The organism is Collimonas sp. (genome assembly GCF_035566555.1).
Taxonomy (GTDB): Bacteria; Pseudomonadota; Gammaproteobacteria; order Burkholderiales; family Burkholderiaceae_D; genus Collimonas.
The window spans coordinates 1-25,791 of the sequence record NZ_DATMRB010000083.1 but is presented as its reverse complement, the minus strand read 5'-3'; the positions used below and the strand labels follow the sequence as shown (position 1 = coordinate 25,791).

Genomic DNA, 25,791 nt, shown 5'->3' with positions numbered 1-25,791 from the left:
GACATCCAGGATCGCTGCGCGTGTCAGTTCGCCTTTGCGCATGAATTTTGGCGGCGTGTCAGTGTGTGCCACGATATTCCTGTCTCTGCCTGTCGGCTCTGGTTAGCTTGGTGTCGAGCGACGCTTGCTGGTGCGGGCTTTGCCCCTGCCTGCAAGAATGCGAACGCTCGTACTATTATGCACCAGAATCGAAATGTCAAACAGCGACTTAGAGGGGCAATTCTACCGAGAGCTCCTTCGAATTTGCTCGGGAGTTTATTTGCGCTGCCTGAGTCCGCGGGCTGGCCCATGCCGCGGCGGCGCCAGCCGGCGGAATCGCTCCGGGCAGTTCCACGCTACCGGGAAAATTGCGCGAAAGCGATGTCAGATCATCATTGGAAAATGGCCCCAGGATTGTAATGCCGCTCAGTTGGGGTCGGAACGGCATGACGTAGGGTGGGGCAGGTTTTCTGCCCACGCTGAGTTCGCTCCTCGAATGATCGGCTTTCCGCGTGGGCACAGGTGCCCACCCTACTAGTCCTTGCAAAGAAAAATGCCGTTCAGTCTTAACTAACCAGCATTACCCCTCAGGATTGTGCTTTATCCAACAAACGGCGGTCGCGCTTGGTGGGCCGGCCCTTGATCGCCATGGTCGGTTCCTTGAAGAATTTCCGGTCCTCGGCCACGATGCTGCGCTTGGCGATGCTTTGCGCGGTTTCCCGGTACAGCGTTTGCGCGATCGCGGCCGAGCCGCGGACGTCGGCCAGCAGCAGGACTTCGACTTCCCAGACGCTGGCGCCGTTGTCGATCGCCAATATCTCGCCGGTCTTGAGATTGCGCGCAGGCTTGACGCGCTCGTCGCCCAGCTTCACCTTGCCGTTGTCGACCGCGTCGCTGGCCAGGGTGCGGGTCTTGAAAAAGCGCGCCGCCCACAGCCATTTGTCGATCCTGACGATTTCTACTGTTTTGCTCATGCCTGCATGCCTATGCCGTGGTCGCGCTCAAACCGGGTTGTCGATATCGATGAACTGGTGCTGCAGGCCGAAACGCTCCGCCAGGTGCTGTCCCAGCGCCTGCACGCCGTAGCGCTCGGTGGCGTGATGGCCGGCCGCCAGGTAGGCGACACCGCTTTCGCGCGCCAGGTGCACAGTCGGCTCGGATATCTCGCCGCTGATATAGACGCTGGCGCCGGCCGCGATGGCGTCGCCCAGCATGCCTTGGGCGCCGCCGGTGCACCAGGCGACACGTGCCAGCGGCTGCGCCGGATCGCCGATCAGCAGCGGCGCCCGCTTCAGGCGGCGTTCGATGACGGCGGCAAGATCGCCCACGGTTTTCATCTGCGGCGCGGCGGCATGGCCCAGCCAGCCCAGCTGGTCGTCGCCGAAACGGCCGTCCGGGACCAGTTCCAGCTGCTGCGCCAGCTGCACGTTGTTGCCGAACTGCGGATGGGAATCGAGCGGCAAGTGATAGGCGAACAGGTTGATATCATGCGTTAACAACAACTTCAGTCGCTTATGCTTGCTGCCGACGACGCGCGCATCCTCGCCGCGCCAGAAATAGCCATGGTGCACCAGGATCGCATCGGCGCCGGCCTCCAGCGCCGCTTCCAGCAAAGCCTGGCTGGCGGTGACGCCGCTCACCAGGCGCTGAATTTGCGCCCGCCCTTCGACCTGCAAGCCATTGGGACAATAGTCGCGGAACTGTATAATGTTTAATGCTTCGGCAAGATACTTTGCCATATCGATGCGGCTGACTGAATGCTGACTCACGATTTTTGACCTCTTCTAAGACTCCACTATGCGACGTTTCTGGCTGTTATTTGCACAAACCGTGACCGTCGGTTTAGCGATCCTGTTCATTGTAACGACCTTGAAGCCAGATTGGCTAACCGGTTCGCTGACCAGCTCGCGCCTGCATATCGCCGCCTCCAAGGTGCCGCTGCAGGAAGCCGCGCCCGGCACCGTTGCGCCTAGCTCCTACCGCCAGGCTTCGCAGCGGGCCATGCCGTCGGTGGTGAATATCTTCACCAGCAAGGAAGCCAAGCCGGCCAGCCCGGAAGTACTGGAAGATCCGCTGCTGCGCAAATTCTTCGGCGACCGCGGCGACGACTCGGACGACAAGCAGTCGAGCCTGGGTTCGGGCGTCATCGTCAGCTCGCAAGGCTATATCCTGACCAATAACCACGTGGTCGAATCGGCCGATGAAATCGAAGTGGCGCTGGCCGATGGCCGCACCACTACCGCCAAAGTAGTTGGCACCGATCCGGAAACCGATCTGGCCGTGATCAAGATCGAGCTGCCCAACCTGCCGGCGATTACCCTGGGCCGCGCCGATGAAGCCAGCGTCGGCGACGTCGTGCTGGCGATCGGCAATCCGTTCGGCGTCGGCCAGACCGTGACCATGGGGATCATTTCCGCACTGGGCCGCAGCCATCTCGGCATCAACCAGTTTGAAAACTTCATCCAGACCGATGCCGCCATCAACCCCGGCAATTCGGGCGGCGCCCTGATCGATACCAACGGCAACCTGCTGGGCATCAACACGGCAATCTATTCGCGCACCGGCGGCTCGCTCGGGATCGGCTTTGCCGTGCCGATGACCACCGCCAAGACCGTGATGGAATCGATCATCAACACTGGCCACATGGTGCGCGGCTATATCGGCGTCGAACCGCAGGACATCACGCCGGAACTGGCGGAAAGCTTCGGCCTGACGCGCAAGACCGGCGCCATCATTGCCGGCGTCATCAAGAGCGGCCCGGCCGACAAGGCCGGCCTGAAGCCGGGCGATATCCTGGTGGCGATCGAAGGCAAGCCGATCACCGACAGCACCGACATGACCAACCTGATCGCCCAGCTGAAACCCGGCAGCAAGGCCAAGCTGACGGTGCTGCGCAAGACCCAGGAAAGCACGGTGGAAGCCATCATCGGCAAGCGGCCGCCGATGAAGCGCGAAGCCGAGTAATCACATCAGCGCCGCTTGGGCTGTGCGCCCAGGCGGCCTTTCACTCTGTGGTTTCCAACTCCTCCTGAGCGGCACCCTCCGCTACCGGCTGCGGCGCCGCCCGCAGCAATACGGCGCCCAGCACCGCCGCCACGCCGGCAAATATCGCCCCACCCAGGAACGCCAGCTGATAGCCGCCATTGAGCGCGGCCTGGGCTGCCACGCCAGCCTGCAGCAAACTATCGCTGCGTGCTTCGGCAAGGCTGGCCAGCAAGGCCAGTCCGAGCGCACCGCCCATCATGAAGGACGTATTGACGACGCCGGAAGCCAGCCCGGATTCGCTGGGCGCCACTTCGCTCATCGCCGCCAGCAGCATCGGATTGAACGCAATCCCAGCCCCTAGCCCAAGCAGCAGCATGCCCGGCAATACATCCAGCAGGAAGCTGCCATCCACCGGCGCCCGCGCAAACAGCGCCAGTCCTATCGCCGCCACCAGCAGGCCGGCGGCCAGCGGCAGGCGAATGCCGAAATGCATGACCAGCTTGGCCGACAGCCCCAGCGAGAACACCGCCATGATCAGGTTGGCCGGCAGGAACGCCAGGCCGACCTGCAGCGGCCGGTAGCCAAGCACCCGCTGCAGGTACAGCGCGGAGATGAAGAACCAGGCAAACATCGCCGCCGCCCACATCACGCCGACGATATTGGCGACCACCACGCTGCGCAGGCGGAACAGCGCCAGCGGCACCAGCGGCGCCTTGACGCGCGCTTCGATCGCGAGAAACAGGGCCAGCAGCGCCACCGCCGCCAGCAGCATGACGATCGTCTGGGTCGACTGCCAGCCGGCCTGGTTGCCGTTGACGATCGCGTACACGGCCAGCATCAGCGCCAGCGTGATGCTGGCGGCGCCGGCCACGTCCAGCTTGTGATGGCCGGCGCCGCTGGCGCGCGGCAGCAGACCGGCGCACAGCGCATAGACGGCGATCCCGATCGGCAGGTTGACCAGGAAGATCCAGTGCCAGCTGAGCGCGCTGGTCAGCAGCCCGCCGAGCAGCACGCCGATGCTGCCGCCGCCGGCGCAGACGAAGCCGTACACGCCCATGGCCTTGGCGCGCTCGCCCGGTTCGGTGAACAGATTCATGATGAGCGACAGCGAGACTGCCGAGACCACGGCGCCGCCCAGGCCCTGCACCGCTCGCGCGCACACCAGCAGCACTTGCGAATTGGCCAGTCCGCAGGCCAGCGAAGCCAGCGTGAACAAGGTGATCCCGAGCAGGAACATGCGCCGGTGGCCGTACAGGTCGCCCAGCCGGCCGCCCAGCAGCAGGAAGCCGCCGAAGGTCAGCATGTAGGCGTTCACTACCCACACCAGCGAAGTTTCGGAAAATTTGAGGTCGGCGGCGATTGAGGGCAAGGCGACGTTGACGATCGTGGTGTCGAGCACGATCATCAGCACGCCAAGGCAAAGCACTATCAGGGCCGACCAGCGCTTGCGGTCGTCGATACCATGCGTCATGAGAGAGTCTCCTGTGAAGCGCGCGCCAGGCCGGTAGTGCGCGGTTTTTTGAAAATACTAGCACGACCATCGAATATCGGATCTGGTGCGATAATTACCGATTCGCCATGTCCGTACCCGCGACCACGCCACCCAACAGGCTTTCATAAAAACAAGCGCATAAAGGAAAACTGCAATGCACGTCCGCGACCTGACCCAATACCTTGCCGAACTCTCTGAAAACAACAACCGGGCCTGGTTCGTCATGAACAAGCCGCGCTACGATATCCTGCGCGCGGAATTCCTGGAACTGGTGACGCGCCTGATCGGCGAGGTCAGCAAATTCGACCCCTCGATTGCCGGCTGCAATCCGAAGAAGGCCTTGTTCCGCATTAACCGCGACATGCGTTTTTCACATGACAAGAGCCCGTACAAGACCTACTTCTCGGCGTCCATCATCGCCAGCGGCTTGAAGAAGCCGAGCCAGGGCGGCGGTCCGTCCTATTATTTTCACATAGATGCCAGCGGCACGCTGCTGGTGGCCGGCGGCGAGTACATGCCGCCCGCCGACCGCTTGCGCGCGATCCGCAACCAGGTGGTGGCGGATGCCGGCGGCTTTGGCAAGCTGCTCAAGAACAAGGAGCTGGTGGCGACTTACGGCACTCTGCAATCCGAGGGCAAACTGATCCGCCCACCCAAGGGATTCGACGCCGACGCGCCGCACATTGAATACATCAAGCTGAAGAATTTCATCGTCTGGAAGGAAACGCCGATCAAGAAGATGCTGTCAGACGCGCTGGAGAAGGAACTGCTGAACGGCTTCAAGGATGCCTATCCGCTGGTCAGCTGGCTGCGCCAGATCAAGACGCCGGTGACTGATGATTGATATTTTCTTAAATCATGACAAATCTTGTTTATCCGTCGCGCGTAGGGTTGGCACCTGTGCCCACGCGGATATGGTGGGACGCGCAGTCTGAGGTACGAGTGTTTACGGCACAGCGTGGGCACAGGTGCCCACCCTACCTTGTCACAGCTCGTTCTGTTTTGTGGAACTGCCAATAAGCTGGCCTGCGTGAGCGGCTGCGAGCCGCTCCGCTTATCTGTCAGACGGCCTCTTCCGAATCAACCGGCGCCTGGGTCGCCTTGACGAACAGCGGTGCCACCAGCAAACCAATCTCGTAGAGCAGGCACAGCGGCACTGCCAGCAGCATCTGGCTCATGATGTCGGGCGGCGTGACGATGGCAGCCACCACGAAGGCGCCGACGATGACGTAGGGTCGGATCGATTTCAGTTTTTCCAGCGACACCAGACCCATGCGCACCAGCACGATCACCACGATCGGCACTTCAAAGGTCATGCCGAAGGCGATGAACATGGTCATCACGAAATCGAAGTAGTTGTCGATGTCCGGCGTCACCGAAATCGAGGCCGGCGCCACCTTGTTGATGAAATGGAAAATCACCCCGAACACCAGGTAGTAACAGAATGCCACGCCGGTGATGAACAGCACCGAGGAAGACACCACCAGCGGCGCGATCAGCTTCTTTTCATGGGCGTACAAACCCGGCGCGATGAAGGCCCACAGCTGGTACAGCACCCAAGGCAGGGCGATGACGAAGGCGACCAGCAAGGTCACCTTGACCGGAATCAGGAATGGCGTGATGACGCCGGTGGCGATCATCTTGCTGCCGTGCGGCAGCGCGTTCAGCATAGGCGCCGCCAGGAAGTCGTAGATGTTCGCCGACCACGGCATCAGGCACAGGAAGATCACGATGATCGCGATCGAGGCTTTCATGATGCGATTGCGCAATTCCACCAGGTGCGAAATGAACGTCTCTTCGACGCCGCTGGATTTTTGTTCTTCAGTCATGGGGGCGGGTATTTTGCGAACAAGCTATTGTGCGGATATCAGGCGTCGACCGTAAGTACAGTGGGCAGACGCATGAGATCATGAAAAAAACGAAGCGGAAGACTTGCCCTGGCTGGCCGGACGGTATTTCGCCACGCGGGCGGCGCCGGACAGTACGCGCGACTTCTGGCCGCTTTGCTGCTTGTACCAGGCCGGCACGGCGCTGCTGCGCGCCAGCTTTTTCTTGCGAAAACTCTTGGCCTTGATCGCCAGCTGTTCCACCTTGTAGGTTTCCGGCGTGCTGCTGGCGCTGTCATCCCAGGCGGCGTGGACGTACTTGTCGGCGTCGGCCATGCCGCGCGCAATGCTTTGCTCGATATCGCCGGCCGCCTCCTGCACGTCCTGCTGCATCTTGCGCAGCTCGTCCAGCTCGATTTCGCGGCTGACTTCGGCTTTCACTTCGTTGATGTAACGCTGGGCGCGGCCGAACAGCGAGCCGGCCATGCGGGCCACCGTCGGCAACTTTTCAGGGCCGACGACAACCAGAGCGACAACGCCGATCAGAGCAAGTTTAGTAAGACCAATATCGATCATGGGGAGGAGCGGCAAGCATCAGACCCGGCCGGCGGCATGGCTATGCGCCGGCAGGCATGGCTCAGTTGCCGGACTTGTCCTTTTCTTTGGCTGCCACATCAATCGTTTGCTTGTCAGCGGCGGCTTTTTCTTCCTCGCCCTTGACGCCATCCTTGAAGCCCTTGACGGCCTTGCCGAGGTCAGAGCCCATGTTGCCGATTTTTTTGGTGCCAAATACCAACATCACGATAACCAGCACGATCAACCAGTGCCAAATACTGAACGAACCCATTTTTTTCTCCTTGCCGGACATTCTGTGCCCGGACCTGCTAAGTCAAAGTAACCGTTGATTCCTTACCATCCCGACAGCATTTCTGGCCGGCGCAAAGCCGGCTTAGCGCTGCCCGCGCCACGGCTTAGGTCCGCCGATGACGTGCATATGCAAATGGTACACCTCTTGGCCGCCATCCGGTCCGGTGTTGAACAGGGTCTTGAAACCGCCGCTCGGCTGGCCTTGCTCGTCGAGTTGGTAGCCGCAACCCTGCTCTTTTGCGAGACGCGGCGCCAGGAGCGCCATTTTACCCAGCAAAGCCGCATGCTGCTCACCGCAATCGGCAAGAGTTGCGATATGTTGCTTCGGCACAATAAGAAAATGGATGGGCGCCGCCGGATTGATGTCGTGGAAGGCGATCAGGTCGTCGTCTTCATAGATCGGCTTGGATGGAATCTGCTTGGCCGCGATTTTGCAAAAAATACAATTTTCCAAATTATCTCCAGATATCAACAGCCGAATGGAAACAGGATGCTATAACAAAGTCGCCCTGTGCGGGCCTCAATTCTTACTGGAATCGCTTTCCGCCTGTTCGCCTTCGCCAAGCTTGCGGCTGGCTTTCTCTTCGATCCCGGACAAACCTTCGCGCCGCGCCAGTTCCTGCAGCACGTCTTGCGGCGTCAGGCCGAATTGCGCCAGCATGATCATGGAATGGAACCACAGGTCGGCACATTCATACAAGACATGCGAGACGTCGCCGTCGACCCGCGCATCCTTGGCGGCCATCACGGTTTCCGTGGCTTCTTCGCCGATTTTCTTCAGGATCGCATCGTCGCCCTTGGCGAACAGCCGCGCCACATAAGACGTGGCCGGATCACCGCCGTTGGCCGGCTTGCGCGACTCGATCACGGCCGCCAGGCGCTGTAAGGTATCGTTCATGATTGCTTCAAATCCGCTCTGTTGAAGATATACCGCCTGGGCGGCCCCGTCATTCCCGCGCACGCGGGAATCCAACTTGATGACCGTAAAATGGGTCCCCGCGTTCGCGGGGACGACGCTAGCCATGGGCAGGTTAAATGCTTGCACGGAATCCGTCATCATTTATAGATCTCGTCCGGCTCTTTCAACACCGGCTCCACCGCTTCCCAGCTCTTGCTGTCGCTTTCATACTTCTGGAAGAAGCAGGAATGGCGGCCCGTGTGGCAAGCGATGTCGCCGGCCTGGGTGACTTTCAGCAGCACCACGTCTTCGTCGCAATCGAGGCGGATTTCATGGACTTTCTGCACGTGGCCGGATTCTTCGCCCTTGTGCCAGAGTTTCTTGCGCGAGCGGCTCCAGTAGACGGCCTCGCCCAGCGCCACCGTCTTCGCCAGGGCGTCGCGGTTCATCCAGGCGAACATCAGGACATCGTTCGAACCCAGCTCCTGGGCAATCACCGGCACCAGGCCGTGCTCATCCCATCTGACCTTGTTTAACCAACTCACGCTGCTCATGCTAGCCTCATCGGGATCTGCTGTGCCGCCATGAACTGCTTGGCTTCCTGCACAGTGTGTTGACCATAGTGGAAAATGCTGGCTGCCAGCACCGCATCGGCGCGGCCGATCTTGATGCCGTCAGCTAAATCTTGCAAACCGCCGACGCCGCCGGAAGCAATCACCGGTATCGTCACCGCATTGGAGACGCTGCTGGTCAAGGCCAGGTCGAAACCAACCTTGGTGCCGTCGCGGTCCATGCTGGTCAGCAGGATTTCTCCCGCGCCCAGCTGCTCCATCTTTTGCGCCCACTCGATCGCATCCAGGCCGGTGGCCTTGCGGCCGCCGTGGGTGAACACTTCCCACTTGCCGGGCGCGACCTGCTTGGCGTCGATCGCGACCACGATGCATTGCGAACCGTACTTGGCGGCGGCATCGGCCACCAGCTGCGGATTAGTGACGGCGGAAGTGTTGATGCCGACCTTGTCGGCGCCGGCATTCAGCAGACGGCGTACATCTTCCACCACGCGCACGCCGCCGCCTACCGTCAGCGGGATGAATACCTGCGACGCCACCGCTTCGATGATCGGCAGGATCAGGTCGCGGTTATCCGACGACGCCGTAATATCAAGGAAGGTCAGCTCATCCGCGCCCTGCTCATCGTAGCGGCGGGCGATCTCGACCGGATCGCCGGCATCGCGCAGCTCCAGGAAATTGACGCCCTTGACGACGCGGCCGTTGGTCACGTCCAGGCAAGGGATGATGCGTTTGGCGAGAGTCATGGCTTGTCAGCGGCGGGCTGCTCCGATAAATCCTGGCCATCGACGTAGTCAGCCACGCCGTCGCTCAACTCGTCGGCGCGCTCCTGCGCTGAACGCAGGTCGAGCGTGCCTTCGTAGATCGAACGGCCGCAGATGACAGCCTCGATGCCTTCGTCCTGCACCGCGCACAAGGCTTCCACATCGTGCACATTGTGGACGCCGCCGGAGGCGATCACCGGGATCGTCATGCTTTGCGCCAGCTTGACGGTGGCTTCGATGTTGACGCCGCCCATCATGCCGTCGCGGCCGATGTCGGTGTAGACGATGGAAGAGCAGCCGTAGTCCTCGAATTTCTTGGCGAGGTCGATCACTTCGTGGCCGGACAGCTTGCTCCAGCCGTCGGTGGCGACCTTGCCGTCCTTGGCGTCCAGGCCGACGATGATCTGGCCCGGAAACGCGCTGCAGGCATCCTGCAGGAAGCCGGGGTTCTTGACCGCGGCGGTGCCGATGATGATATAGCTGAGGCCGTCGTCCAGGTAACGCTCGATGGTGTCGAGGTCGCGGATGCCGCCGCCCAGCTGCACCGGGATTTCTTCGACGCCGTTGAGCAGGGCGAATTCGCGCACCGCCTTGATGATGGCCTTGACCGCCGGTTCGTTCTTCGGCTTGCCGGCGAAAGCGCCGTTCAGGTCCACCAGGTGCAGGCGGCGGGCGCCCTGCATCAGCCAATGGCGGGCCATCTCGCCCGGATCGTCGGAAAATACAGTGGCTTGGTCCATATCGCCTTGTTTCAGGCGTACGCAGTGACCGTCTTTGAGGTCGATGGCAGGTATCAGCAGCATGGCTACGGTAATTGGGTTGAGTTCAGTTAAAAATCAGGTCAGATCAGTCAGGGACAGATTCTTGCAAGCTGTCGCGCAAACGTTAGATGCGCCATTCCACAAAATTCTTGTACAACTGCAAACCGGCGGCGGCGCTCTTCTCCGGATGGAACTGTGTAGCGAAAATATTATCACGGCCGACGGCGCAGCTGAATGCAGCGCCGTAAACGGTCTCGCCGAAGGTATGCTCGGCCAGCGCCGGGGCGGCGTAGTAACTATGCACGAAATAAAAATAGTCGTCGTCGGCAATGCCATTCCAGAGTGGATGAGACTGTGACTGGCGCACCCGGTTCCAGCCCATCTGCGGCACTTTGAAACGCGAACCGTCGTCCTGCAGCTGGCCGTCGAGCTGGAAGCGCACCACCTTGCCGGGCAACAGACCGAGCCCATCCGTAGGGCCTTCCTCGCTGCTGTCGAACAGCATCTGTTCACCCACGCACACGCCCAGCAGCGGCTTGCTGCGTGACGCTTCCAGCACGGCTTCCTGCACGCCAGATTCACGCAGGCAGCGCATGCAGTCCGGCATGGCGCCCTGACCCGGCAACACCAGCCGGTCGGCAGCCTTGATATCGGCGACGACGCCGGAGATACGGACATCGGCTTCCGGCGCTACCTGGCGCAGGGCTTGCGCCACCGAGCGCAGGTTGCCCATGCCATAGTCAACCACAACGATTTTGTTCATGATAAAGATTCAAGTCTCGAGAAACAAACCCCGTGCGTATCCGCATGTGCCGGCAAACCGCAGGCGCGATGGTTGGCAAGAACGGCGGCACAGGATGAAAGCGGCGCTTTAGCGATTACATTAGTCGTCAAACAACTACGGATCCCTACAGACTACCTTTGGTCGAAGGAATCGTCCCGGCGGAACGTGCATCCAGCTCGGTGGCCATGCGCAATGCGCGGCCAAATGCCTTGAACACGGTTTCGCACTGATGATGTGCGTTTTCGCCGCGCAGGTTGTCGATATGCAAAGACACCAGGGCGTGATTCACAAAGCCCTGGAAAAATTCGTGGGTGAGATCGACGTCGAAACCGCCGATCATGGCGCGCTTGAACGGCACGTGGAATTCGAGCCCGGGACGGCCGGAGAAATCGATGACGACGCGCGACAAGGCTTCATCCAGCGGCACATAGGCATGGCCGTAGCGGCGGATGCCCTTCTTGTCGCCGATGGCCTGGGCGAACGCTTGCCCCAAGGTAATGCCGACATCTTCCACCGTGTGGTGGGCGTCGATATGCAAGTCGCCGTTGGCTTCGATATCCAGGTCGATCAGCCCATGCCGCGCAATCTGGTCCAGCATATGGTCCAGGAAAGGCACGCCGGTATTCAGTTTTTGCTGGCCGCTGCCATCCAGATTGATGGAGACACGGATTTGCGTCTCGTTGGTGTTGCGGGTGATCGATGCTGTTCGAGGCGTAGACATGTTGAGCTTGAGACCAATTTACGATGTGGTGACGCACACGGCGCCATGGAGGTAATGCTAAATAGTACAGCTTCTCCGTTATCGAAGCTTGATTGGCGCGCCTTTTGAGTCGCGTCATCATTTTACCGGCTTTTTCCGGCTTTCCTGCTAAGAGACGTCTTGATAATCCTTATCAGCGTTGCTTTTCGCTGAATGTAGGGTGGGCACCAGTGCCCACGCGTTGCCTGGCTTCAACATGGGCACTCGTGCCCACCCTACGCCAGCGCCTTCTTATCCGGCTTCTTGCTATCCAATTGCGCCAGACGCTGCTCAATCAAAGCACAGTATTCGGGATTGAGCTCGAAACCGACGAACTGACGGCCGCAGCGGCGCGCCGCCACCGCCGTGGTGCCGCTGCCCATGAAGGGATCCAGCACCACCCCGCCCGGCGGGCAGGACGCCTTGATCATCCGTTCGACGATTTCCAGCGGCTTCTGGGTCGGGTGGTCGGCGCGCTCGCGATGTTCGCGGTGCAGGCGCGACACGCTCCAGACATCTTTCGGGTTGTAGCCCAGTTCCAGCCATTTGGCGCCGACAAAAATCGAGCGCGAACGGGCTTTCTTGGTCACGGCGTCGTAAGGAATGCGGATGGCGTCGAGATCGAAATGGTAATCCTTGGCGCGGGCAAAGAAGCCGATCGTATCGTGCACCGAGGAAAAGCGCCGCGTGCCGCCGCCCATCGAAGGCACCCGCCGATCCCAGATAATCTCGTTGATCATGGTCATGCGCTGCTTCAGCATGACGAAAATTTCCGGCGAAAAGCGCCAGGTCAGGAAAATGTACAGGCTGCCGTTCGGCTTCAGCTTGGGCAAGGCGGCGTCGATCCATTCTTCGGTCCAGCGCAGGTAGGCGGCGGTGTCGAGCTTGTCGGAATCGTTGCCGTAATCCTTGCCCAGGCCATACGGCGGATCGGCCAGCAGCAAGTCAACCGAACCGTCAGGAATGCGCTGCAAGCCTTGCAGCGCATCTTCGCCGAAGACACGGTTGAGCCAGTCGCCGCCGGCAGTCGTCATGCCCGGCACACCGCAGCTGGAATCATCATTGCTTGCCGTCTTCCAGGCGATACTCCGCCGAGCGTGCATGCGCCTGCAAGCCTTCGCCGTAAGCCAGTTCCGCCGCCACCTTGCCCAGGGTCTGGGCGCCGGCGGCGCTGATGTTGATCATGCTGGAACGCTTCTGGAAATCGTAGACACCCAGCGGCGACGAAAAACGCGCGGTGCGCGAAGTCGGCAGCACGTGGTTCGGTCCGGCGCAATAATCGCCCAGCGCTTCCGACGAAAAACGGCCCAGGAACATGGCGCCGGCATGACGGACGCGGTCGGCCCAGTGCTGCGGATTTTCGGTCGAGATTTCCAGATGTTCTGCGGCGATATGGTTGGCGATTTCGCAGGCCTGTTCCAGATCGCGCACCTTGATCAGCGCGCCACGGTCAGTCAGAGAAGCACGGATCACTTCGTGGCGCGGCATCAGCGCCAGCTGGCGGTTGATGCTGGCTTCCACCGCGGCGATATAGTCGGCGTCCGGGCACAGCAGGATAGACTGCGCCAGCTCGTCGTGTTCCGCCTGCGAAAACAAGTCCATCGCGATCCAGTCGGGATCGGTGCTGCCGTCGCAGATCACCAGGATTTCCGACGGGCCGGCGATCATGTCGATGCCGACCGTGCCGAACACCCGGCGCTTGGCCGCCGCCACATAGGCGTTGCCAGGGCCGACGATTTTGTCGACTTGTGGAATGGTATCAGTGCCGTAGGCCAGCGCAGCGACCGCTTGCGCGCCGCCGATGGTGAATACGCGGTCGACGCCGGCGATGGCCGCGGCGGCCAGCACCAGCGGATTCTTGACGCCGTCCGGGGTCGGCACCACCATGATGATTTCCTGCACGCCGGCGACCTTGGCCGGGATCGCATTCATCAGCACCGAGGATGGATAAGCAGCCTTGCCGCCGGGGACGTAGATGCCGACGCGGTCCAGCGGCGTCACTTTTTGTCCGAGCACGGTGCCGTCGGCTTCTGTGTAGCTGAAGCCGTCCGAACCGCATTCGTTCTTTTGCCGCTGATGATAGGCGCGCACGCGGTCGGCGGCGGTCTGCAAGGCGCTGCGGCGCTGCGGCGACAGCTGCGCCAAGGCATCCTGCAATTCTTGCTGCCCGATTTCCAGGGTGCTCACGCTGCTGGCGCTGAGGCGGTCGAAACGGTTGGTGTATTCCAGCACGGCGGCGTCGCCGCGCGCCTTGACGTCGGCCAGGATGCGTGCAGCAGCCTGGTCGATGGCTTCATCTTCGCCGGCCTCGAAAGCCAGCACGGCGTTCAGTTGCGCCTGGAAATCCGGCTGCGCCGCATCGAGTTTTCTGATTGCTATGCTCATGTTGCTGCTTCCAGTTTGTCGCTTATGGGCTTTAATCGGACTTTATTTGACGGAAGCCCGTTCGAATGCATCCAGGATAGGCTGCAGCCGTTCGCGCTTGAGTTTCAGGGCGGCCTGGTTGATCACCAGGCGCGATGAAATGTCCATGATATGTTCGACTTCGACCAGATTGTTGGCACGCAAGGTGCCGCCAGTGCTGACCAGGTCGACGATAGCGTCGGCCAGACCGACCAGCGGCGCCAGCTCCATCGAACCGTACAGCTTGATGAGGTCGACGTGCATGCCCTTGGCGGCAAAATGCTCGCGCGCGGTCAGCAGGTATTTGGTGGCCACGCGCAAACGCGCGCCCTGGCGGATCGCGCTGGCATAGTCAAAGCCGGCGGACACCGCGACCGACATGCGGCACTTGGCGATTTCCAGGTCGATCGGCTGATACAAGCCTTCGCCGCCATGTTCCAGCAGCACATCCTTGCCGGCCACGCCGAAATCCGCAGCGCCGTATTGCACGTAAGTCGGCACATCGGAAGCACGCACGATGATGACGTTGACCAGCGGATCGTTGGTCGGCAGGATCAGCTTGCGCGAGGTTTCCGGATCTTCCGTGACTTCGATGCCGGCCGCCTTCAGCAGCGGCAGCGTCTCTTCAAAGATGCGGCCCTTGGACAGGGCGAGCGTCAGCTTCTGGCTCATTTGATTCTTTCGATGTTGGCGCCGACGGCCGACAGCTTGCGTTCCATCTGGTCGTAGCCGCGATCGAGGTGATACACGCGCTCGATCATGGTCTGGCCCTGCGCCACCAGGCCGGAGATCACCAGCGAGGCGGAAGCACGCAAATCGGTCGCCATGACCGGCGCGCCGACAAGGTGGTCGACGCCCTTGATGATGGCGGTATTGCCTTGCACATCGATGGCGGCGCCGAGGCGGTTCATTTCCTGCACGTGCATGAAACGGTTTTCAAAGATCGTTTCGGTGACGTGGCTGGTGCCTTCGGCAATGCTGTTGAGCGACATGAACTGCGCCTGCATGTCGGTCGGGAAGCCCGGGTATTCGGTGGTGCGGAAGCTGACTGCCTTCGGCCGCGCCGCCATCTGCACGCGGATCCAGTCCTCACCGGAGGTCAGGATCACGCCGGCTTCGCGCAGCTTGTCCAGCACGGCGTCGAGGATATGGCTGCGGGTGTTTTTCAGCATGACGTCGCCGCCGGTGGCTGCCACGGCGCACAGGAAGGTGCCGGTTTCGATGCGGTCGGCGATCACCGAATGCTCGGCGCCGTGCAGCTTGTCGACGCCCTGGATCACCAGGCGGTCGGTGCCGATGCCGTCGATCTTCGCGCCCATCGCCACCAGCAGATTGGCCAGGTCGCTCACTTCCGGTTCACGCGCGGCGTTTTCCAGCACGGTCTCGCCGTCGGCCAGGGTCGCGGCCATCAACAGGTTTTCGGTGCCGGTGACAGTGATCATGTCGGTCACGACACGGGTGCCTTTCAGCTTCTTGGCCTTGGCATGGATGTAGCCGGCTTCGATAGAAATCTCGGCGCCCATCGCCTGCAAGCCTTTGATGTGCTGGTCGACCGGACGCGAGCCGATGCCGCAGCCGCCCGGCAGCGATACCTTGGCTTCGCCGAAGCGCGCCAGCAGCGGGCCCAGCACCAGGATCGATGCACGCATGGTTTTCACCATCTCGTACGGCGCTTCCAGATTGCTGATGGCGTCGCCCTGCAGGGTAACGAAATGGCCGTCCTGGGTCGCTTTCAAACCCATCTGGCGCAACAGCTTGAGGATGGTCGAGACATCGTGCAGGTTAGGCACATTGCTGAGCTGCAGCTGGTCAGAGGTCAACAGACCGGCGCACAAGATAGGCAGCGCCGCATTTTTTGCGCCGGAAATAGTGATTTCACCGGAAAGGCGGTTGCCGCCTTGTATCAATAATTTATCCATTATTATTTCTCTCTTTGCTACACGTTATGGCTGGCCATCCGGACCAGAGATGTTCATCGGGCTGCGCTGGCTTAGACAAGCCGGCGCGCAATTAGTTAGCGAATTCTTCGGGCGTCAGGGTTTTCATCGACAGCGCATGGATCTCTTCGCGCATGCGGTCGCCCAGGGCCGCATAGACGATCTGGTGACGCTGTATCGGGCGCTTGCCGGCAAACGCCGCCGACACGATCACCGCCTTGAAATGCTGGCCGTCGCCCTCGACTTCCAGGTGCGAGCATTCGAGGCCGGCGGCGATGTAACTTTTAACGAGATCGGGTGTTGGGAACATGATATTTTCTTACCGGTTAACTATAGCGACGGAATGTAACGATTTGGTTTAGTGGCGCAGCTTGTAGCCGCGCCGCAGCATCTGCACCGCCAGGGTCGACAGCAGCGCCAGCGCGATGCAGATGATCGCCAGGCTGATCAGCGGATTGACGTCGGACTGGCCGAAGAAGCCGTAGCGGAAGCCGTCGATCATGTAGAAGAACGGATTCAGGTGCGACACCGCTTGCCAGAACGGCGGCAACGACTTGATCGAATAAAACACGCCGGCCAGGAAGGTCAGCGGCATGATCAGGAAGTTCTGGAACACCGCCAGCTGGTCGAACTTGTCGGCCCAGATGCCGGCGATCAAACCCATGGTGCCCAGCAGCGCCGCGCCGAGGAAGGCGAAAATCACGATCCACCATGGCGCCACGAAGGACAGGTTGCCGAACCAGGCGGTGATCACGAACACGCCGAAACCGACCGCCAGGCCACGCACCACGGCCGCCAGCACATAGCCGCCGTACAGCTCCCAGTGGGACAGCGGCGGCAGCAGGACAAACACCAGATTGCCGGTCATTTTCGACTGTGTCAACGAAGACGAGGTATTGGCGAAGGCATTCTGCAACACGCTCATCATCACCAGGCCGGGAATCAGGAAAGCCGTGTACTGCACGCCCGGATAGACTTCCACATGGTCTTTCAGCGTGTGGCCGAAAATCAGCAGGTACAGCATGGCGGTGAGAATCGGCGCACCGATGGTTTGCGTCGCCACTTTCCAGAAGCGCAGCACTTCCTTGTAAAACAGTGTTTGAAAACCGACCATCATTTGCCACCGCCTGCACTGTATTCGTCAGCGTAGACATTGAAGCCGTTGGCGCTGACCTTGCTATCCATGATCTGCAGGAACACGTCTTCCAGATCGGCCTGTTGCAGCTGCATGTCTTCTATCACCGCACCGGCCTGGCGCAATGAAGCCAGGATCGGTTCGACATCGGCATACTGGTTGACGCGCAGAGAGAACTTGGCGCCGTCCGCATGCAGCACCAGATGCTGCAACGCTTCCGGCAAGCTACCGCTGGACAACTGCACAATCAGCTGGGAACCAGCGATGCGCTTGATCAGCGCCGAGGTAGTGTCGAGCGCGACCACCTGCCCCAGCTTGAGCATGGCGATGCGGTTGCACTGTTCCTGCGCTTCTTCCAGGTAATGGGTAGTCAGGACCACGGTGTGGCCTTCGCGGTTGAGGCGCGAAATGAAGCGCCACAAGGTCTGGCGCAGTTCGACGTCGACGCCAGCGGTCGGTTCGTCCAGCACGATCACCGGCGGCTTGTGCACCAGCGCCTGCGCCACCAGCACGCGGCGCTTCATGCCGCCGGAAAGTGCGCGCATATTGGTGTCGGCCTTGTTGGTCAGATCGAGGTTTTCCATCACCTCGTCGATCCATTTGTCGTTGTTCTTCAGGCCGTAATAGCCGGACTGCATGCGCAAGGTCTCGCGCACCGTGAAGAAGGGATCGAACACCAGCTCCTGCGGCACCACGCCCAGGTTGCGGCGCGCGGCGCGATAGTCGCTGACCACATCGTGGCCGTGGATCGTGACATTGCCGGAATCGGGACGATTCAAACCGGCAATGATGGAAATCAAGGTAGTCTTGCCGGCGCCGTTAGGGCCGAGCAAGCCGAAGAACTCGCCTTCTTCGATGGTCAGTGAAACGCCGCCCAGAGCCTGCAAGGACTGGTAACGCTTCTTGACGTTAGTGATCTGAATCGCCGCCATGGATGCCTGGATACTCTGTGTGGGTGCCGCCGCGTCGCTGCCGCTTGCGTATCTGGAAACAATGCTTCCAGCCGCTCTGGCGCTGCGCCTGATGGCGTAACCCTTGATTATATTGGATTTTTGCTGCTGAGGCCGGGAACGACTGCAAACCCGGCGGACTACTGGGGGAGAGAAAGGATGAGGTCAGTGATGTCGTGTACTGGCAGCAACAACTACTGCCGCCGGCGCCAGCAAATCGGTGACGCCGTAGAGGTCGATCAGGCTTTCCAGGTTGGCTGGCAAGCTGGAAAAATGCAGGGTCAGGCCTTGATTCATTGCCGCGACTTGCCATGCCAGCAAGGTTGCGACGGCAGCCGAGTCGACCGCCACCACATCGCTCAGGTCGATCTCGGTCTCGCCACCGGCGATCGCGCGCAAGCCCTCTTCCAGAGTGAGCTTGGCGTTGCCGACGGTTAGCGAGTGAGATGGCCTGAACATGGTAATCAATCAATAAAATCTACAGCTTGGATATGACTTGGTATTACTTGCCCTGAGCAGCACGGGATTTGTTCTTGTCCGTCAACACCTTGATCAGGCCGTCGATGCCGGATTTGCCGATTTCCGAGGCAAATGTTCCCTTATACGACTCAACGAGCCAGGCACCCAGTACGTTGACATCATAAATCTTCCAGCTGGTGCCGGATTTTTCCATGCGGTAGTTCAGCTGGATCGGCTCGCCGCGCGGCTGGATCACTTGCGAACGGACTTCGACGTCGGTATCGGCCGGATCGCTGCGCATAGGCTTGAAATCGATCTTCTGGTCACGGACCTGACGCAGGGCGCCGGAATAGGTATAGATCAGCAGGCTGCGGAACTGGGTGATCAGCTGTTTCTTCTGATCATCGGTAGCATCGCGCCAGTAACGGCCGGCCGCCAGCGAAGTCATGCGCTCGAAGTCGACGTAAGGAATGATTTTCTCTTCCACCAGCGCCAGGATGTGTTTTTGATCACCACCCTGGATGCTCTTGTCCGCCTTGGCGGAATCGATCACATCCTGGCTGATGCGCTTGACCAGTGCGTCAGGCGCTTCTTGCGCTTGCGCTGCGGCGGTGAACAACAGGCTGCCGACAGTCAGCGACAGCGCCAGGTATTTTTTCAGAATTTTCATATTTTTCAACAATCTCGGTGGTTGTAGACGCCTCAAACAGCTGCTAGGTGGGGACTAAGACGCCAAATTCAAGCGTCGGTTCCAGCCACCCGCATTTCACTGGTCGGCTGCCTTGGTTTTTGCTGGTGCATCGCTCTTGTCGTTGTCTTTTTCGCCGCCCTTGTCGCCATGGTCGTCGTCATTGCCGCGGATCTGGCTTTGGCGACGTTGCGTGTAGGCATCACGGACAAATTCATATTTATCCAGCGCTGCGTCTTCCAGCAGGTCGCCGGCATCCAGCAGGTTGGCGCGCTTGTCGATCAGGCGCACCACGGAACCGGTGTTACGCCAGCGCACCGGGTACTTGTAGGACCAGATGTCGCCGTAGAAATCCACCGGCAGCGCAGCCGTATCGCGGATATTCGACGGCCCGAACAGCGGCAGCACCAGGTAAGGGCCGGAGCCTACGCCCCATTTACCGAGGGTCTGGCCGAAATCCTTGTTGTGTTTCTGCAAACCGGCTTCTGAGCCGATATCCAGCAAACCGCCCAGGCCGAGGGTGGAGTTGACGGCAACCCGCATCACATCCGACGTACCGTCAGCAACGTTGCCCTGCAGGAAACCGTTGACCGAGCTCCAGACGTCGCCCAGGTTGCCGAAGAAGTTGTTGACGCCGGTCTGCACAAAACTTGGCAGCCAGTTGCGGTAAGCGGTGGCGACCGGCTTCAGGGCCACCTTGTCGAGCGTGTCGTTGAAGCTGAACATGGCGCGGTTAAAGCCCTCCAGCGGGTCTTGCGGATTGCTGGTGGTGGCACAGCCGCTCAATGCGGCGATCAGGGCCAGCGAGCCGAAGCGAGTCATGGTTTTCATTGTTCAGTGTCCTTTACGTCGGCGGCTTTGCTATACAAGAACTGACTGATCAGGTTCTCCAGCACAATCGCAGACTGCGTTAATTTAATACGGTCGCCGGCAGCCAGGTTCTTGGTGTCGCCACCCGCCTCGATGCCGATATATTGTTCGCCCAGCAAACCTGCGGTCAGGATTTTAGCCGAACTGTCTTGTGGAAACAGATAGCGCTGGTCCATGTTCAGTGTCACTACGGCCTGGAAATTCTTGTCGTCGAAATTGATCGACGCTACCCGTCCAACCACCACGCCGGCGCTTCTTACCGAAGCACGCACCTTCAAGCCGCCGATGTTGTCGAAGCGGGTCACTACCGGATATGTCTTGTTGAAAGTCGAGGTGCTCAGGTTACCGGCTTTCAGTGCCAGGAACGCCAAAGCCAGGACGCCGACCAGGACAAACATACCAACCCATACGTCTACTGTTTTTTGTTGCATGATTCATCACCTTAAAAATACCACTTGAGGCGAATAATCCCTCAAGAGAATAGTAACGAGAAGTAAAGCGCCCTGCTGCTCGCGGCAGCAAATCCGATTGCGGCCGAAACCGGCAATCCGGTCGCAAAAACTAATTAAACATCAACGCTGTCAGCAGGAAATCCAGTCCCAGCACTGCCAGCGAAGCAATCACGACGGTGCGCGTGGTTGCCCGGGAAACACCTTCCGGCGTCGGCTTGGCTTCGTATCCCTGCCACACTGCAACGAAGGTGACGGCAACACCGAAGACGATGCTTTTCACCACGCCGTTGAACACATCCAGCCAGACATCGACGCCGCCCTGCATCTGCGACCAGAACGCGCCTTCATCGACGCCGATCAGCTTGACGCCGACCAGGTAGCCGCCATAGATGCCGAGGGCGCTGAACAGCGCCGCCAGCATCGGCATCGCCACCACGCCAGCCCAGAAACGCGGCGCCACCACCCGTTGCATCGGGTCGACCGCCATCATTTCCATGGCCGACAGCTGCTCGCCAGCCTTCATCAGGCCGATTTCAGCAGTCAGCGAAGTACCGGCGCGGCCGGCGAACAGCAGCGCGGTCACTACCGGGCCGAGTTCACGCACCAGCGACAAGGCCACCAGCAAGCCCAGCGCCTGTTCGGAACCGTATTTATTCAGAGTGTAATACCCTTGCAGGCCCAGCACGAAACCGACGAACAAACCGGACACGCCGATGATCACCAGCGAATAGTTGCCGATGAAGTGAATCTGGTCGGTGATCAGCCGCGGCCGGCGCCAGAGACCTAACGAAGCGCGCAGGATCGCCAGGAACATGCGGGTGGCGACACCCAGTCCGGAAATCGACTCGCGCACCGTGCGGCCGATTGCCGCAAGGGAATTGCTTACAAATTTAACGATAGAACTCATCAGGCGCGTCCCTTCATGCCAAGATCCTCGGCCAGCGACTTGCCTGGATAATGGAAGGGCACCGGCCCGTCAGGCTCGGCATTGACGAATTGCTTCACATAGGGATGGTCCGATACCTGCATCTCGGCCGGCGTACCCTGCGCCACGATCTGCCCCTGCGACAGGAAATATACGTAGTCAGCGATGCCGAACGATTCGTGGACGTCATGCGACACCAGGATGCTGGTGGAGCCGAGCGCATCGTTGAGCTTGCGGATCAGGTTGGCGGTGACGCCCATCGAAATCGGATCAAGGCCGGCGAAGGGTTCATCGTACATGATCAGCGACGGATCCAGCGCGATCGCGCGCGCCAGCGCCACCCGGCGCGCCATGCCGCCGGAAATCTCGGACGGCTTCAGCTGCGCGGCATTGCGCAGGCCGACTGCATTCAGCTTGAGCAGCACCAGCTTGCTCAGCAAGTCTTCCGGCAGATCGGTATGTTCGCGCAGCGGGAAGGCGACGTTTTCAAACGCCGTCAAGTCAGTAAACAAGGCGCCGCTCTGGAACAGCATGCCCATCTTGCGCCGCAGCGCATATAAGCCAGCGGTCGACAAGCTATGCACGGTTTCGCCGTCGACCTTGACGCTGCCCGCCTGCGGGCGCAGCTGGCCGCCGATCAGGCGCAGGATCGTGGTTTTGCCGGAGCCGGAGCCGCCCATGACGGCGATCACCTTGCCGCGTGCGAAGTCCATGTTGAGCCCCGATAAAATCGACCTCTCACCATAGCCAAACTGCAGATCACGAATTTCGACGATATTTGCCACACTGCTCACCGAATAAATCAAAGGGGCTATTGTAGTGCAAATGCGACAATCGTTCAGAGCAGGGCAATAGTAGTCAGACCGACATGTGCCTCTATTACAACAGTTTGACTATTGCCGGAATGCATGAACAAAATGCTGCACACATAAAAAAGAGTATGCCGGTGTTGCCCCGTACATACTCTTCTTTTACTTCCAACTGCAGAGATTAAGCTGCAGTGCATCATAACTCAGCGCGGCAAAACCGACGCGCCCATCAGGAATTCATCCACTGCGCGCGCGCATTGGCGGCCTTCGCGGATCGCCCAGACCACCAGCGACTGGCCGCGGCGCATGTCGCCGGCAGCGAATACCTTTTCGACCGAAGTCTTGTAGCAGGCATCGCCCTCAGTTGTGGCCTTGGCGTTGCCGCGCGCATCCTTGTCGACGCCGAACGCTTCCAGCACCTGCGCCACCGGCGAGACGAAGCCCATCGCCAGGAACACCAGGTCGGCCTTCATCTCGAATTCCGAATCCGGCACTTCCTGCATCTTGCCGTCTTTCCATTCGACACGGGCGGCGATCAGTTTCTCGACCTTGCCGTTCTTCCCTTCCAGCCGTTTGGTCGCCACCGCCCAGTCGCGCTCGCAGCCTTCGTCGTGCGAGGACGAGGTGCGCAGCTTGGTCGGCCAATACGGCCAGACCAGCGGCTTGTTCTCCTGCTCCGGCGGCTGCGGCATCAGTTCGAACTGCTGGATCGATACGGCGCCCTGGCGATTCGAAGTGCCGACGCAGTCGGAACCGGTATCGCCGCCGCCGATCACCACCACGTGCTTGCCGCCGGCCAGGATCTGGTCCTTGACCTTGTCGCCGGCATTGATCTTGTTTTGCTGCGGCAGGAAATCCATGGCGAAATGCACACCCTTGAGTTCACGGCCGGGCACCGGCAGATCGCGCGGCTGCTCGGCGCCGCCGGCAATCACCACCGCATCGAACTCTGCCTTCAGTTCTTCCGGCGAGACGGTTTTCTTGGCCCAGTTGTTGACGTTGGCCGGGAAATCCTTGCCCACCAGCACGCTGGTGCGGAAAGTCACGCCTTCCGCTTCCATCTGTTCGACGCGGCGGTCGATATGCGATTTTTCCATCTTGAAATCGGGAATGCCGTAACGCAGCAAGCCGCCGACGCGGTCGCTCTTTTCAAACACCGTGACCTCATGGCCGATGCGCGCCAGCTGCTGCGCCGCCGCCAGGCCGGCAGGACCGGAACCGACCACCGCTACCTTCTTGCCGGTTTTCACCAAAGGTGGTTGCGGCACGATCCAGCCGTTTTCCCAGCCCTTGTCGACGATGAAATGCTCGATCGACTTGATGCCGACCGGGTCGCTGTTGATGCCCAGGGTACAGGCGCTCTCGCAAGGCGCCGGGCAGATGCGGCCGGTAAACTCCGGGAAGTTGTTGGTCGAATGCAGGGTTTCCAGCGCTTCACTGTAGGCGCCGCGATACACCAGGTCATTCCAGTCTGGAATGATGTTGTTGACCGGGCAGCCGTTGTTGCAGAATGGAATACCGCAATCCATGCAACGCGCGCCCTGGGTCTTGGCGTCGCTGTCGCTCAGGCTGAGGATGAATTCCTTGTAGTGCTTCTTGCGTGCCTGCGGCGCTTCATACGTTTCGCCGACCCGCTGAAATTCCATAAATCCTGTTACTTTTCCCATTTTCTTCCGCTTTCTGGCTGCAGGATGCGCCGCCACCTGATCTCTCCGGCGGCGGCGTTCCTTGTCTTTACTTGGCTTTAGCTACACGTAACCCAGTGGGGTTACGCGGCGACTTTCTCTTTGGCTGGCGCCGCGCTCGCGACCGCATTCAGCTCGCCCAGCGCCCGCTTGTACTCAGTCGGGAACACCTTGACAAACTTGCTGCGCGACACCACCCAGTTATCCAGCAAGTTGCGCGCGCGCGTGCTGCCGGTGTACTTGAAGTGACGCTCGATCAGTCCCTTCAGGATCGCTTCGTCGGCCTGCACTTCGCCGCCGCGCGTGGTGCTGTGCCAGATCGCCTTGTCGATGGTGGCTTCCTGCTCGCCCTGGCTCAACACAGACTCCAGCGTGACCATCGCCATATTGCATTGCGCCGCGAAAGTGCCGTCCGGATCGTAGACATACGCCAGGCCGCCCGACATGCCGGCGCCGAAGTTACGGCCGGTTTCACCCAGCACGACCACTGTGCCGCCAGTCATGTATTCGCAACCATGGTCGCCGGTGCCCTCGACCACCGCAATGGCGCCCGAGTTACGCACCGCGAAGCGCTCGCCGGCGACGCCGTTGAGGAAAGCCTCGCCGGCAATCGCACCGTACAGCACCGTGTTGCCGGCGATGATGTTGTCGACCGCGCGGCCGCGGAACTCGGTGTTGGGACGAACGATGATGCGGCCGCCCGACAAGCCCTTGCCGACATAGTCATTGCCCTCGCCAACCAGATCCAGCGTCACCCCATGCGCCAGGAACGCGCCGGCCGACTGGCCTGCGGTGCCTTGCAGCTGGATGTGGATGGTGTCGTCGGGCAGGCCTTCGTGACCGTATTTCTTGGCGACTTCGCCGGACAGCATGGCGCCGACCGTGCGGTTGAGGTTGCGGATCGGCGAGATGAACGACACCCGCTCGCCCTTGTCCAGCGCGGCTTTCGCTTGTGCGATCAGCTTGTGGTCGAGCGCCTTGGCGAGACCGTGATCCTGCTCTTCGGTGTGGTAGTACACGCCGCCTTCCGGCAGCGCCGGCTGGTAGAAAATGCGGCTGAAATCCAGGCCCTGTGCTTTCCAGTGGGTCAGCGCGCGCGATTTATCGAGCAGGTCGGCGCGGCCGATCAGTTCGTTGAAATCGCGCAGGCCCAGTTGTGCCATGATCTGGCGCACTTCTTCCGCGATGAAGAAGAAGAAGTTGACCACGTGTTCCGGCTTGCCGGAGAACTTGGCGCGCAGCACCGGGTCTTGCGTGGCGACGCCGACCGGGCAGGTGTTCAGGTGGCATTTACGCATCATGATGCAGCCTTCCACCACCAGCGGCGCGGTCGCGAAACCGAACTCATCGGCGCCCAGCAGCGCGCCGATGACGACATCGCGGCCGGTCTTCATCTGGCCGTCGGCCTGCACCCGGATGCGGTTGCGCAAGCCGTTCAGCACCAGCGTCTGCTGGGTTTCGGCCAGGCCCAGTTCCCACGGTGAACCGGCATGCTTGATCGAGGACAGCGGCGAAGCGCCGGTGCCGCCGTCATGGCCGGCGATCACCACGTGATCCGACTTGGCTTTTGCCACACCGGCAGCGACCGTGCCGACGCCGACTTCCGACACCAGCTTGACCGAAATCGACGCGCGCGGATTGACGTTCTTCAAGTCATGGATCAGCTGCGCCAGGTCTTCGATCGAATAAATGTCATGATGCGGCGGCGGTGAAATCAGACCGACGCCCGGCACCGAGAAACGCAGCTTGGCGATGTACTCGGACACCTTGTGACCCGGCAGCTGGCCGCCCTCGCCCGGCTTGGCGCCTTGCGC

General features: G+C 60.5%; 30 protein-coding genes. 2 read left to right on the top strand and 28 right to left on the bottom strand.

Annotation, left to right across the window (positions count from 1 at the left end):
• Window positions 1-566: 566 nt before the first annotated feature.
• A complete protein-coding gene (locus VNZ65_RS10490; RefSeq protein ID WP_325668688.1) occupies window positions 567-953 on the bottom strand; it encodes an RNA-binding S4 domain-containing protein in 387 nt (128 codons plus the stop codon).
• Between the two features lie 27 nt (window positions 954-980).
• Window positions 981-1,718: a Nif3-like dinuclear metal center hexameric protein gene (locus tag VNZ65_RS10485; protein WP_414649097.1), complete on the bottom strand. Its 738-nt coding sequence runs from the start codon at window positions 1,716-1,718 to the stop codon at window positions 981-983.
• Between the two features lie 58 nt (window positions 1,719-1,776).
• On the opposite strand from VNZ65_RS10485, the gene VNZ65_RS10480 reads away from it, so the two are divergent.
• Window positions 1,777-2,943 (top strand): Do family serine endopeptidase, encoded by a 1,167-nt coding sequence (locus VNZ65_RS10480; protein ID WP_325668684.1) that lies wholly within the window; start codon window positions 1,777-1,779, stop codon window positions 2,941-2,943.
• 40 nt (window positions 2,944-2,983) lie between these two features.
• Here VNZ65_RS10480 and VNZ65_RS10475 read toward each other — a convergent pair whose 3' ends face one another.
• A complete protein-coding gene (locus tag VNZ65_RS10475) occupies window positions 2,984-4,435 on the bottom strand; it encodes a DHA2 family efflux MFS transporter permease subunit (RefSeq protein WP_325668682.1) in 1,452 nt (483 codons plus the stop codon).
• 175 nt (window positions 4,436-4,610) lie between these two features.
• Between VNZ65_RS10475 and VNZ65_RS10470 the strand changes: the two genes are divergently transcribed.
• A complete protein-coding gene (locus tag VNZ65_RS10470) occupies window positions 4,611-5,300 on the top strand; it encodes a DUF2461 domain-containing protein (protein ID WP_325668680.1) in 690 nt (229 codons plus the stop codon).
• A 217-nt stretch (window positions 5,301-5,517) separates the two neighbouring features.
• Here VNZ65_RS10470 and tatC read toward each other — a convergent pair whose 3' ends face one another.
• The 25 genes from tatC to VNZ65_RS10345 form a co-directional block, all read right to left on the bottom strand.
• A complete protein-coding gene (gene tatC, locus VNZ65_RS10465) occupies window positions 5,518-6,285 on the bottom strand; it encodes a twin-arginine translocase subunit TatC (protein ID WP_325668678.1) in 768 nt (255 codons plus the stop codon).
• Between the two features lie 78 nt (window positions 6,286-6,363).
• Window positions 6,364-6,858 (bottom strand): Sec-independent protein translocase protein TatB, encoded by a 495-nt coding sequence (gene tatB / locus VNZ65_RS10460; protein ID WP_325668676.1) that lies wholly within the window; start codon window positions 6,856-6,858, stop codon window positions 6,364-6,366.
• A gap of 61 nt (window positions 6,859-6,919) precedes the next feature.
• Entirely contained in the window at window positions 6,920-7,129 is a 210-nt protein-coding gene (gene tatA, locus VNZ65_RS10455; RefSeq protein WP_098497497.1) for a Sec-independent protein translocase subunit TatA, read from the bottom strand.
• A gap of 102 nt (window positions 7,130-7,231) precedes the next feature.
• Complete coding sequence (locus VNZ65_RS10450; protein ID WP_325668673.1) at window positions 7,232-7,603, bottom strand: histidine triad nucleotide-binding protein; 372 nt, start codon at window positions 7,601-7,603, stop codon at window positions 7,232-7,234.
• Window positions 7,604-7,669: 66 nt separating this feature from the next.
• Window positions 7,670-8,047, bottom strand: a complete 378-nt coding sequence (locus tag VNZ65_RS10445) for a phosphoribosyl-ATP diphosphatase (protein ID WP_325668671.1) — start codon at window positions 8,045-8,047, stop codon at window positions 7,670-7,672.
• Window positions 8,048-8,205: 158 nt separating this feature from the next.
• Complete coding sequence (hisI, locus tag VNZ65_RS10440; protein ID WP_038485021.1) at window positions 8,206-8,601, bottom strand: phosphoribosyl-AMP cyclohydrolase; 396 nt, start codon at window positions 8,599-8,601, stop codon at window positions 8,206-8,208.
• Window positions 8,598-9,362, bottom strand: a complete 765-nt coding sequence (hisF, locus tag VNZ65_RS10435; protein ID WP_062111780.1) for an imidazole glycerol phosphate synthase subunit HisF — start codon at window positions 9,360-9,362, stop codon at window positions 8,598-8,600. Before hisF ends, hisI begins: the two co-directional genes overlap by 4 nt.
• Window positions 9,359-10,183, bottom strand: coding sequence for a 1-(5-phosphoribosyl)-5-[(5-phosphoribosylamino)methylideneamino]imidazole-4-carboxamide isomerase (hisA, locus tag VNZ65_RS10430; RefSeq protein ID WP_325668667.1), 825 nt, complete (start codon window positions 10,181-10,183; stop codon window positions 9,359-9,361). Before hisA ends, hisF begins: the two co-directional genes overlap by 4 nt.
• A gap of 82 nt (window positions 10,184-10,265) precedes the next feature.
• Complete coding sequence (gene hisH, locus VNZ65_RS10425) at window positions 10,266-10,904, bottom strand: imidazole glycerol phosphate synthase subunit HisH (protein ID WP_325668665.1); 639 nt, start codon at window positions 10,902-10,904, stop codon at window positions 10,266-10,268.
• A gap of 145 nt (window positions 10,905-11,049) precedes the next feature.
• Window positions 11,050-11,646, bottom strand: coding sequence for an imidazoleglycerol-phosphate dehydratase HisB (hisB, locus tag VNZ65_RS10420; protein ID WP_061936622.1), 597 nt, complete (start codon window positions 11,644-11,646; stop codon window positions 11,050-11,052).
• Between the two features lie 254 nt (window positions 11,647-11,900).
• Window positions 11,901-12,698: a site-specific DNA-methyltransferase gene (locus tag VNZ65_RS10415; protein WP_325668661.1), complete on the bottom strand. Its 798-nt coding sequence runs from the start codon at window positions 12,696-12,698 to the stop codon at window positions 11,901-11,903.
• Between the two features lie 25 nt (window positions 12,699-12,723).
• Complete coding sequence (gene hisD / locus VNZ65_RS10410) at window positions 12,724-14,049, bottom strand: histidinol dehydrogenase (RefSeq protein ID WP_325668659.1); 1,326 nt, start codon at window positions 14,047-14,049, stop codon at window positions 12,724-12,726.
• A gap of 42 nt (window positions 14,050-14,091) precedes the next feature.
• Entirely contained in the window at window positions 14,092-14,739 is a 648-nt protein-coding gene (gene hisG / locus VNZ65_RS10405; RefSeq protein WP_325668657.1) for an ATP phosphoribosyltransferase, read from the bottom strand.
• Complete coding sequence (murA, locus tag VNZ65_RS10400) at window positions 14,736-15,986, bottom strand: UDP-N-acetylglucosamine 1-carboxyvinyltransferase (RefSeq protein WP_325668655.1); 1,251 nt, start codon at window positions 15,984-15,986, stop codon at window positions 14,736-14,738. Before murA ends, hisG begins: the two co-directional genes overlap by 4 nt.
• Window positions 15,987-16,077: 91 nt before the next feature.
• Window positions 16,078-16,314, bottom strand: a complete 237-nt coding sequence (locus VNZ65_RS10395) for a BolA family protein (RefSeq protein WP_038484998.1) — start codon at window positions 16,312-16,314, stop codon at window positions 16,078-16,080.
• 48 nt (window positions 16,315-16,362) lie between these two features.
• The gene (locus VNZ65_RS10390) at window positions 16,363-17,118 is read right to left on the bottom strand and encodes an ABC transporter permease (protein ID WP_098497496.1); all 756 of its coding nucleotides are present in this window, start codon (window positions 17,116-17,118) and stop codon (window positions 16,363-16,365) included.
• Window positions 17,118-18,071: an ABC transporter ATP-binding protein gene (locus VNZ65_RS10385; RefSeq protein ID WP_061936606.1), complete on the bottom strand. Its 954-nt coding sequence runs from the start codon at window positions 18,069-18,071 to the stop codon at window positions 17,118-17,120. The genes VNZ65_RS10390 and VNZ65_RS10385 overlap by 1 nt, the downstream gene beginning before the upstream one ends.
• Before the next feature lie 183 nt (window positions 18,072-18,254).
• Complete coding sequence (locus tag VNZ65_RS10380) at window positions 18,255-18,548, bottom strand: STAS domain-containing protein (RefSeq protein ID WP_325668652.1); 294 nt, start codon at window positions 18,546-18,548, stop codon at window positions 18,255-18,257.
• A gap of 43 nt (window positions 18,549-18,591) precedes the next feature.
• Window positions 18,592-19,218: an MlaC/ttg2D family ABC transporter substrate-binding protein gene (locus VNZ65_RS10375; protein WP_061936601.1), complete on the bottom strand. Its 627-nt coding sequence runs from the start codon at window positions 19,216-19,218 to the stop codon at window positions 18,592-18,594.
• Between the two features lie 96 nt (window positions 19,219-19,314).
• Complete coding sequence (locus tag VNZ65_RS10370) at window positions 19,315-20,067, bottom strand: VacJ family lipoprotein (RefSeq protein WP_325668649.1); 753 nt, start codon at window positions 20,065-20,067, stop codon at window positions 19,315-19,317.
• The gene (gene mlaD, locus VNZ65_RS10365; RefSeq protein ID WP_061936595.1) at window positions 20,064-20,537 is read right to left on the bottom strand and encodes an outer membrane lipid asymmetry maintenance protein MlaD; all 474 of its coding nucleotides are present in this window, start codon (window positions 20,535-20,537) and stop codon (window positions 20,064-20,066) included. The genes VNZ65_RS10370 and mlaD overlap by 4 nt, the downstream gene beginning before the upstream one ends.
• Window positions 20,538-20,667: 130 nt before the next feature.
• Window positions 20,668-21,465 carry a lipid asymmetry maintenance ABC transporter permease subunit MlaE gene (gene mlaE / locus VNZ65_RS10360; protein ID WP_325668646.1) on the bottom strand — a complete coding sequence of 266 codons (798 nt, stop codon included), beginning with the start codon at window positions 21,463-21,465 and terminating at the stop codon, window positions 20,668-20,670.
• Window positions 21,465-22,268, bottom strand: coding sequence for an ABC transporter ATP-binding protein (locus VNZ65_RS10355; protein WP_325668644.1), 804 nt, complete (start codon window positions 22,266-22,268; stop codon window positions 21,465-21,467). Before VNZ65_RS10355 ends, mlaE begins: the two co-directional genes overlap by 1 nt.
• A 227-nt stretch (window positions 22,269-22,495) precedes the next feature.
• Window positions 22,496-23,959, bottom strand: coding sequence for a glutamate synthase subunit beta (locus VNZ65_RS10350; protein ID WP_325668642.1), 1,464 nt, complete (start codon window positions 23,957-23,959; stop codon window positions 22,496-22,498).
• Between the two features lie 101 nt (window positions 23,960-24,060).
• Window positions 24,061-25,791, bottom strand: a 1,731-nt coding sequence (locus VNZ65_RS10345; RefSeq protein ID WP_325668640.1) for a glutamate synthase-related protein, incomplete at its 5' end; no start/stop codon positions are given.

Excerpts from the sequence above, each read along its gene's own strand:
- murA (WP_325668655.1), bottom strand. The coding sequence starts at position 15,986 with ATGGATAAATTATTGATACAAGGCGGCAACCGCCTTTCCGGTGAAATC.
- hisD (WP_325668659.1), bottom strand. The coding sequence starts at position 14,049 with ATGAGCATAGCAATCAGAAAACTCGATGCGGCGCAGCCGGATTTCCAG.
- VNZ65_RS10445 (WP_325668671.1), bottom strand. The coding sequence starts at position 8,047 with ATGAACGATACCTTACAGCGCCTGGCGGCCGTGATCGAGTCGCGCAAG.
- hisH (WP_325668665.1), bottom strand. The coding sequence starts at position 10,904 with ATGAACAAAATCGTTGTGGTTGACTATGGCATGGGCAACCTGCGCTCG.
- hisF (WP_062111780.1), bottom strand. The coding sequence starts at position 9,362 with ATGACTCTCGCCAAACGCATCATCCCTTGCCTGGACGTGACCAACGGC.
- tatB (WP_325668676.1), bottom strand. The coding sequence starts at position 6,858 with ATGATCGATATTGGTCTTACTAAACTTGCTCTGATCGGCGTTGTCGCT.
- VNZ65_RS10370 (WP_325668649.1), bottom strand. The coding sequence starts at position 20,067 with ATGAAAACCATGACTCGCTTCGGCTCGCTGGCCCTGATCGCCGCATTG.
- tatC (WP_325668678.1), bottom strand. The coding sequence starts at position 6,285 with ATGACTGAAGAACAAAAATCCAGCGGCGTCGAAGAGACGTTCATTTCG.
- VNZ65_RS10485 (WP_414649097.1), bottom strand. The coding sequence starts at position 1,718 with ATGGCAAAGTATCTTGCCGAAGCATTAAACATTATACAGTTCCGCGAC.
- tatA (WP_098497497.1), bottom strand. The coding sequence starts at position 7,129 with ATGGGTTCGTTCAGTATTTGGCACTGGTTGATCGTGCTGGTTATCGTG.
- VNZ65_RS10470 (WP_325668680.1), top strand. The coding sequence starts at position 4,611 with ATGCACGTCCGCGACCTGACCCAATACCTTGCCGAACTCTCTGAAAAC.
- VNZ65_RS10385 (WP_061936606.1), bottom strand. The coding sequence starts at position 18,071 with ATGGCGGCGATTCAGATCACTAACGTCAAGAAGCGTTACCAGTCCTTG.
- hisG (WP_325668657.1), bottom strand. The coding sequence starts at position 14,739 with ATGAGCCAGAAGCTGACGCTCGCCCTGTCCAAGGGCCGCATCTTTGAA.
- mlaE (WP_325668646.1), bottom strand. The coding sequence starts at position 21,465 with ATGAGTTCTATCGTTAAATTTGTAAGCAATTCCCTTGCGGCAATCGGC.
- VNZ65_RS10415 (WP_325668661.1), bottom strand. The coding sequence starts at position 12,698 with ATGACGACTGCCGGCGGCGACTGGCTCAACCGTGTCTTCGGCGAAGAT.
- hisA (WP_325668667.1), bottom strand. The coding sequence starts at position 10,183 with ATGCTGCTGATACCTGCCATCGACCTCAAAGACGGTCACTGCGTACGC.
- VNZ65_RS10375 (WP_061936601.1), bottom strand. The coding sequence starts at position 19,218 with ATGAAAATTCTGAAAAAATACCTGGCGCTGTCGCTGACTGTCGGCAGC.
- VNZ65_RS10475 (WP_325668682.1), bottom strand. The coding sequence starts at position 4,435 with ATGACGCATGGTATCGACGACCGCAAGCGCTGGTCGGCCCTGATAGTG.
- VNZ65_RS10395 (WP_038484998.1), bottom strand. The coding sequence starts at position 16,314 with ATGTTCCCAACACCCGATCTCGTTAAAAGTTACATCGCCGCCGGCCTC.
- hisB (WP_061936622.1), bottom strand. The coding sequence starts at position 11,646 with ATGTCTACGCCTCGAACAGCATCGATCACCCGCAACACCAACGAGACG.
- hisI (WP_038485021.1), bottom strand. The coding sequence starts at position 8,601 with ATGAGCAGCGTGAGTTGGTTAAACAAGGTCAGATGGGATGAGCACGGC.
- mlaD (WP_061936595.1), bottom strand. The coding sequence starts at position 20,537 with ATGCAACAAAAAACAGTAGACGTATGGGTTGGTATGTTTGTCCTGGTC.
- VNZ65_RS10390 (WP_098497496.1), bottom strand. The coding sequence starts at position 17,118 with ATGGTCGGTTTTCAAACACTGTTTTACAAGGAAGTGCTGCGCTTCTGG.
- VNZ65_RS10480 (WP_325668684.1), top strand. The coding sequence starts at position 1,777 with ATGCGACGTTTCTGGCTGTTATTTGCACAAACCGTGACCGTCGGTTTA.
- VNZ65_RS10380 (WP_325668652.1), bottom strand. The coding sequence starts at position 18,548 with ATGTTCAGGCCATCTCACTCGCTAACCGTCGGCAACGCCAAGCTCACT.
- VNZ65_RS10350 (WP_325668642.1), bottom strand. The coding sequence starts at position 23,959 with ATGGGAAAAGTAACAGGATTTATGGAATTTCAGCGGGTCGGCGAAACG.
- VNZ65_RS10490 (WP_325668688.1), bottom strand. The coding sequence starts at position 953 with ATGAGCAAAACAGTAGAAATCGTCAGGATCGACAAATGGCTGTGGGCG.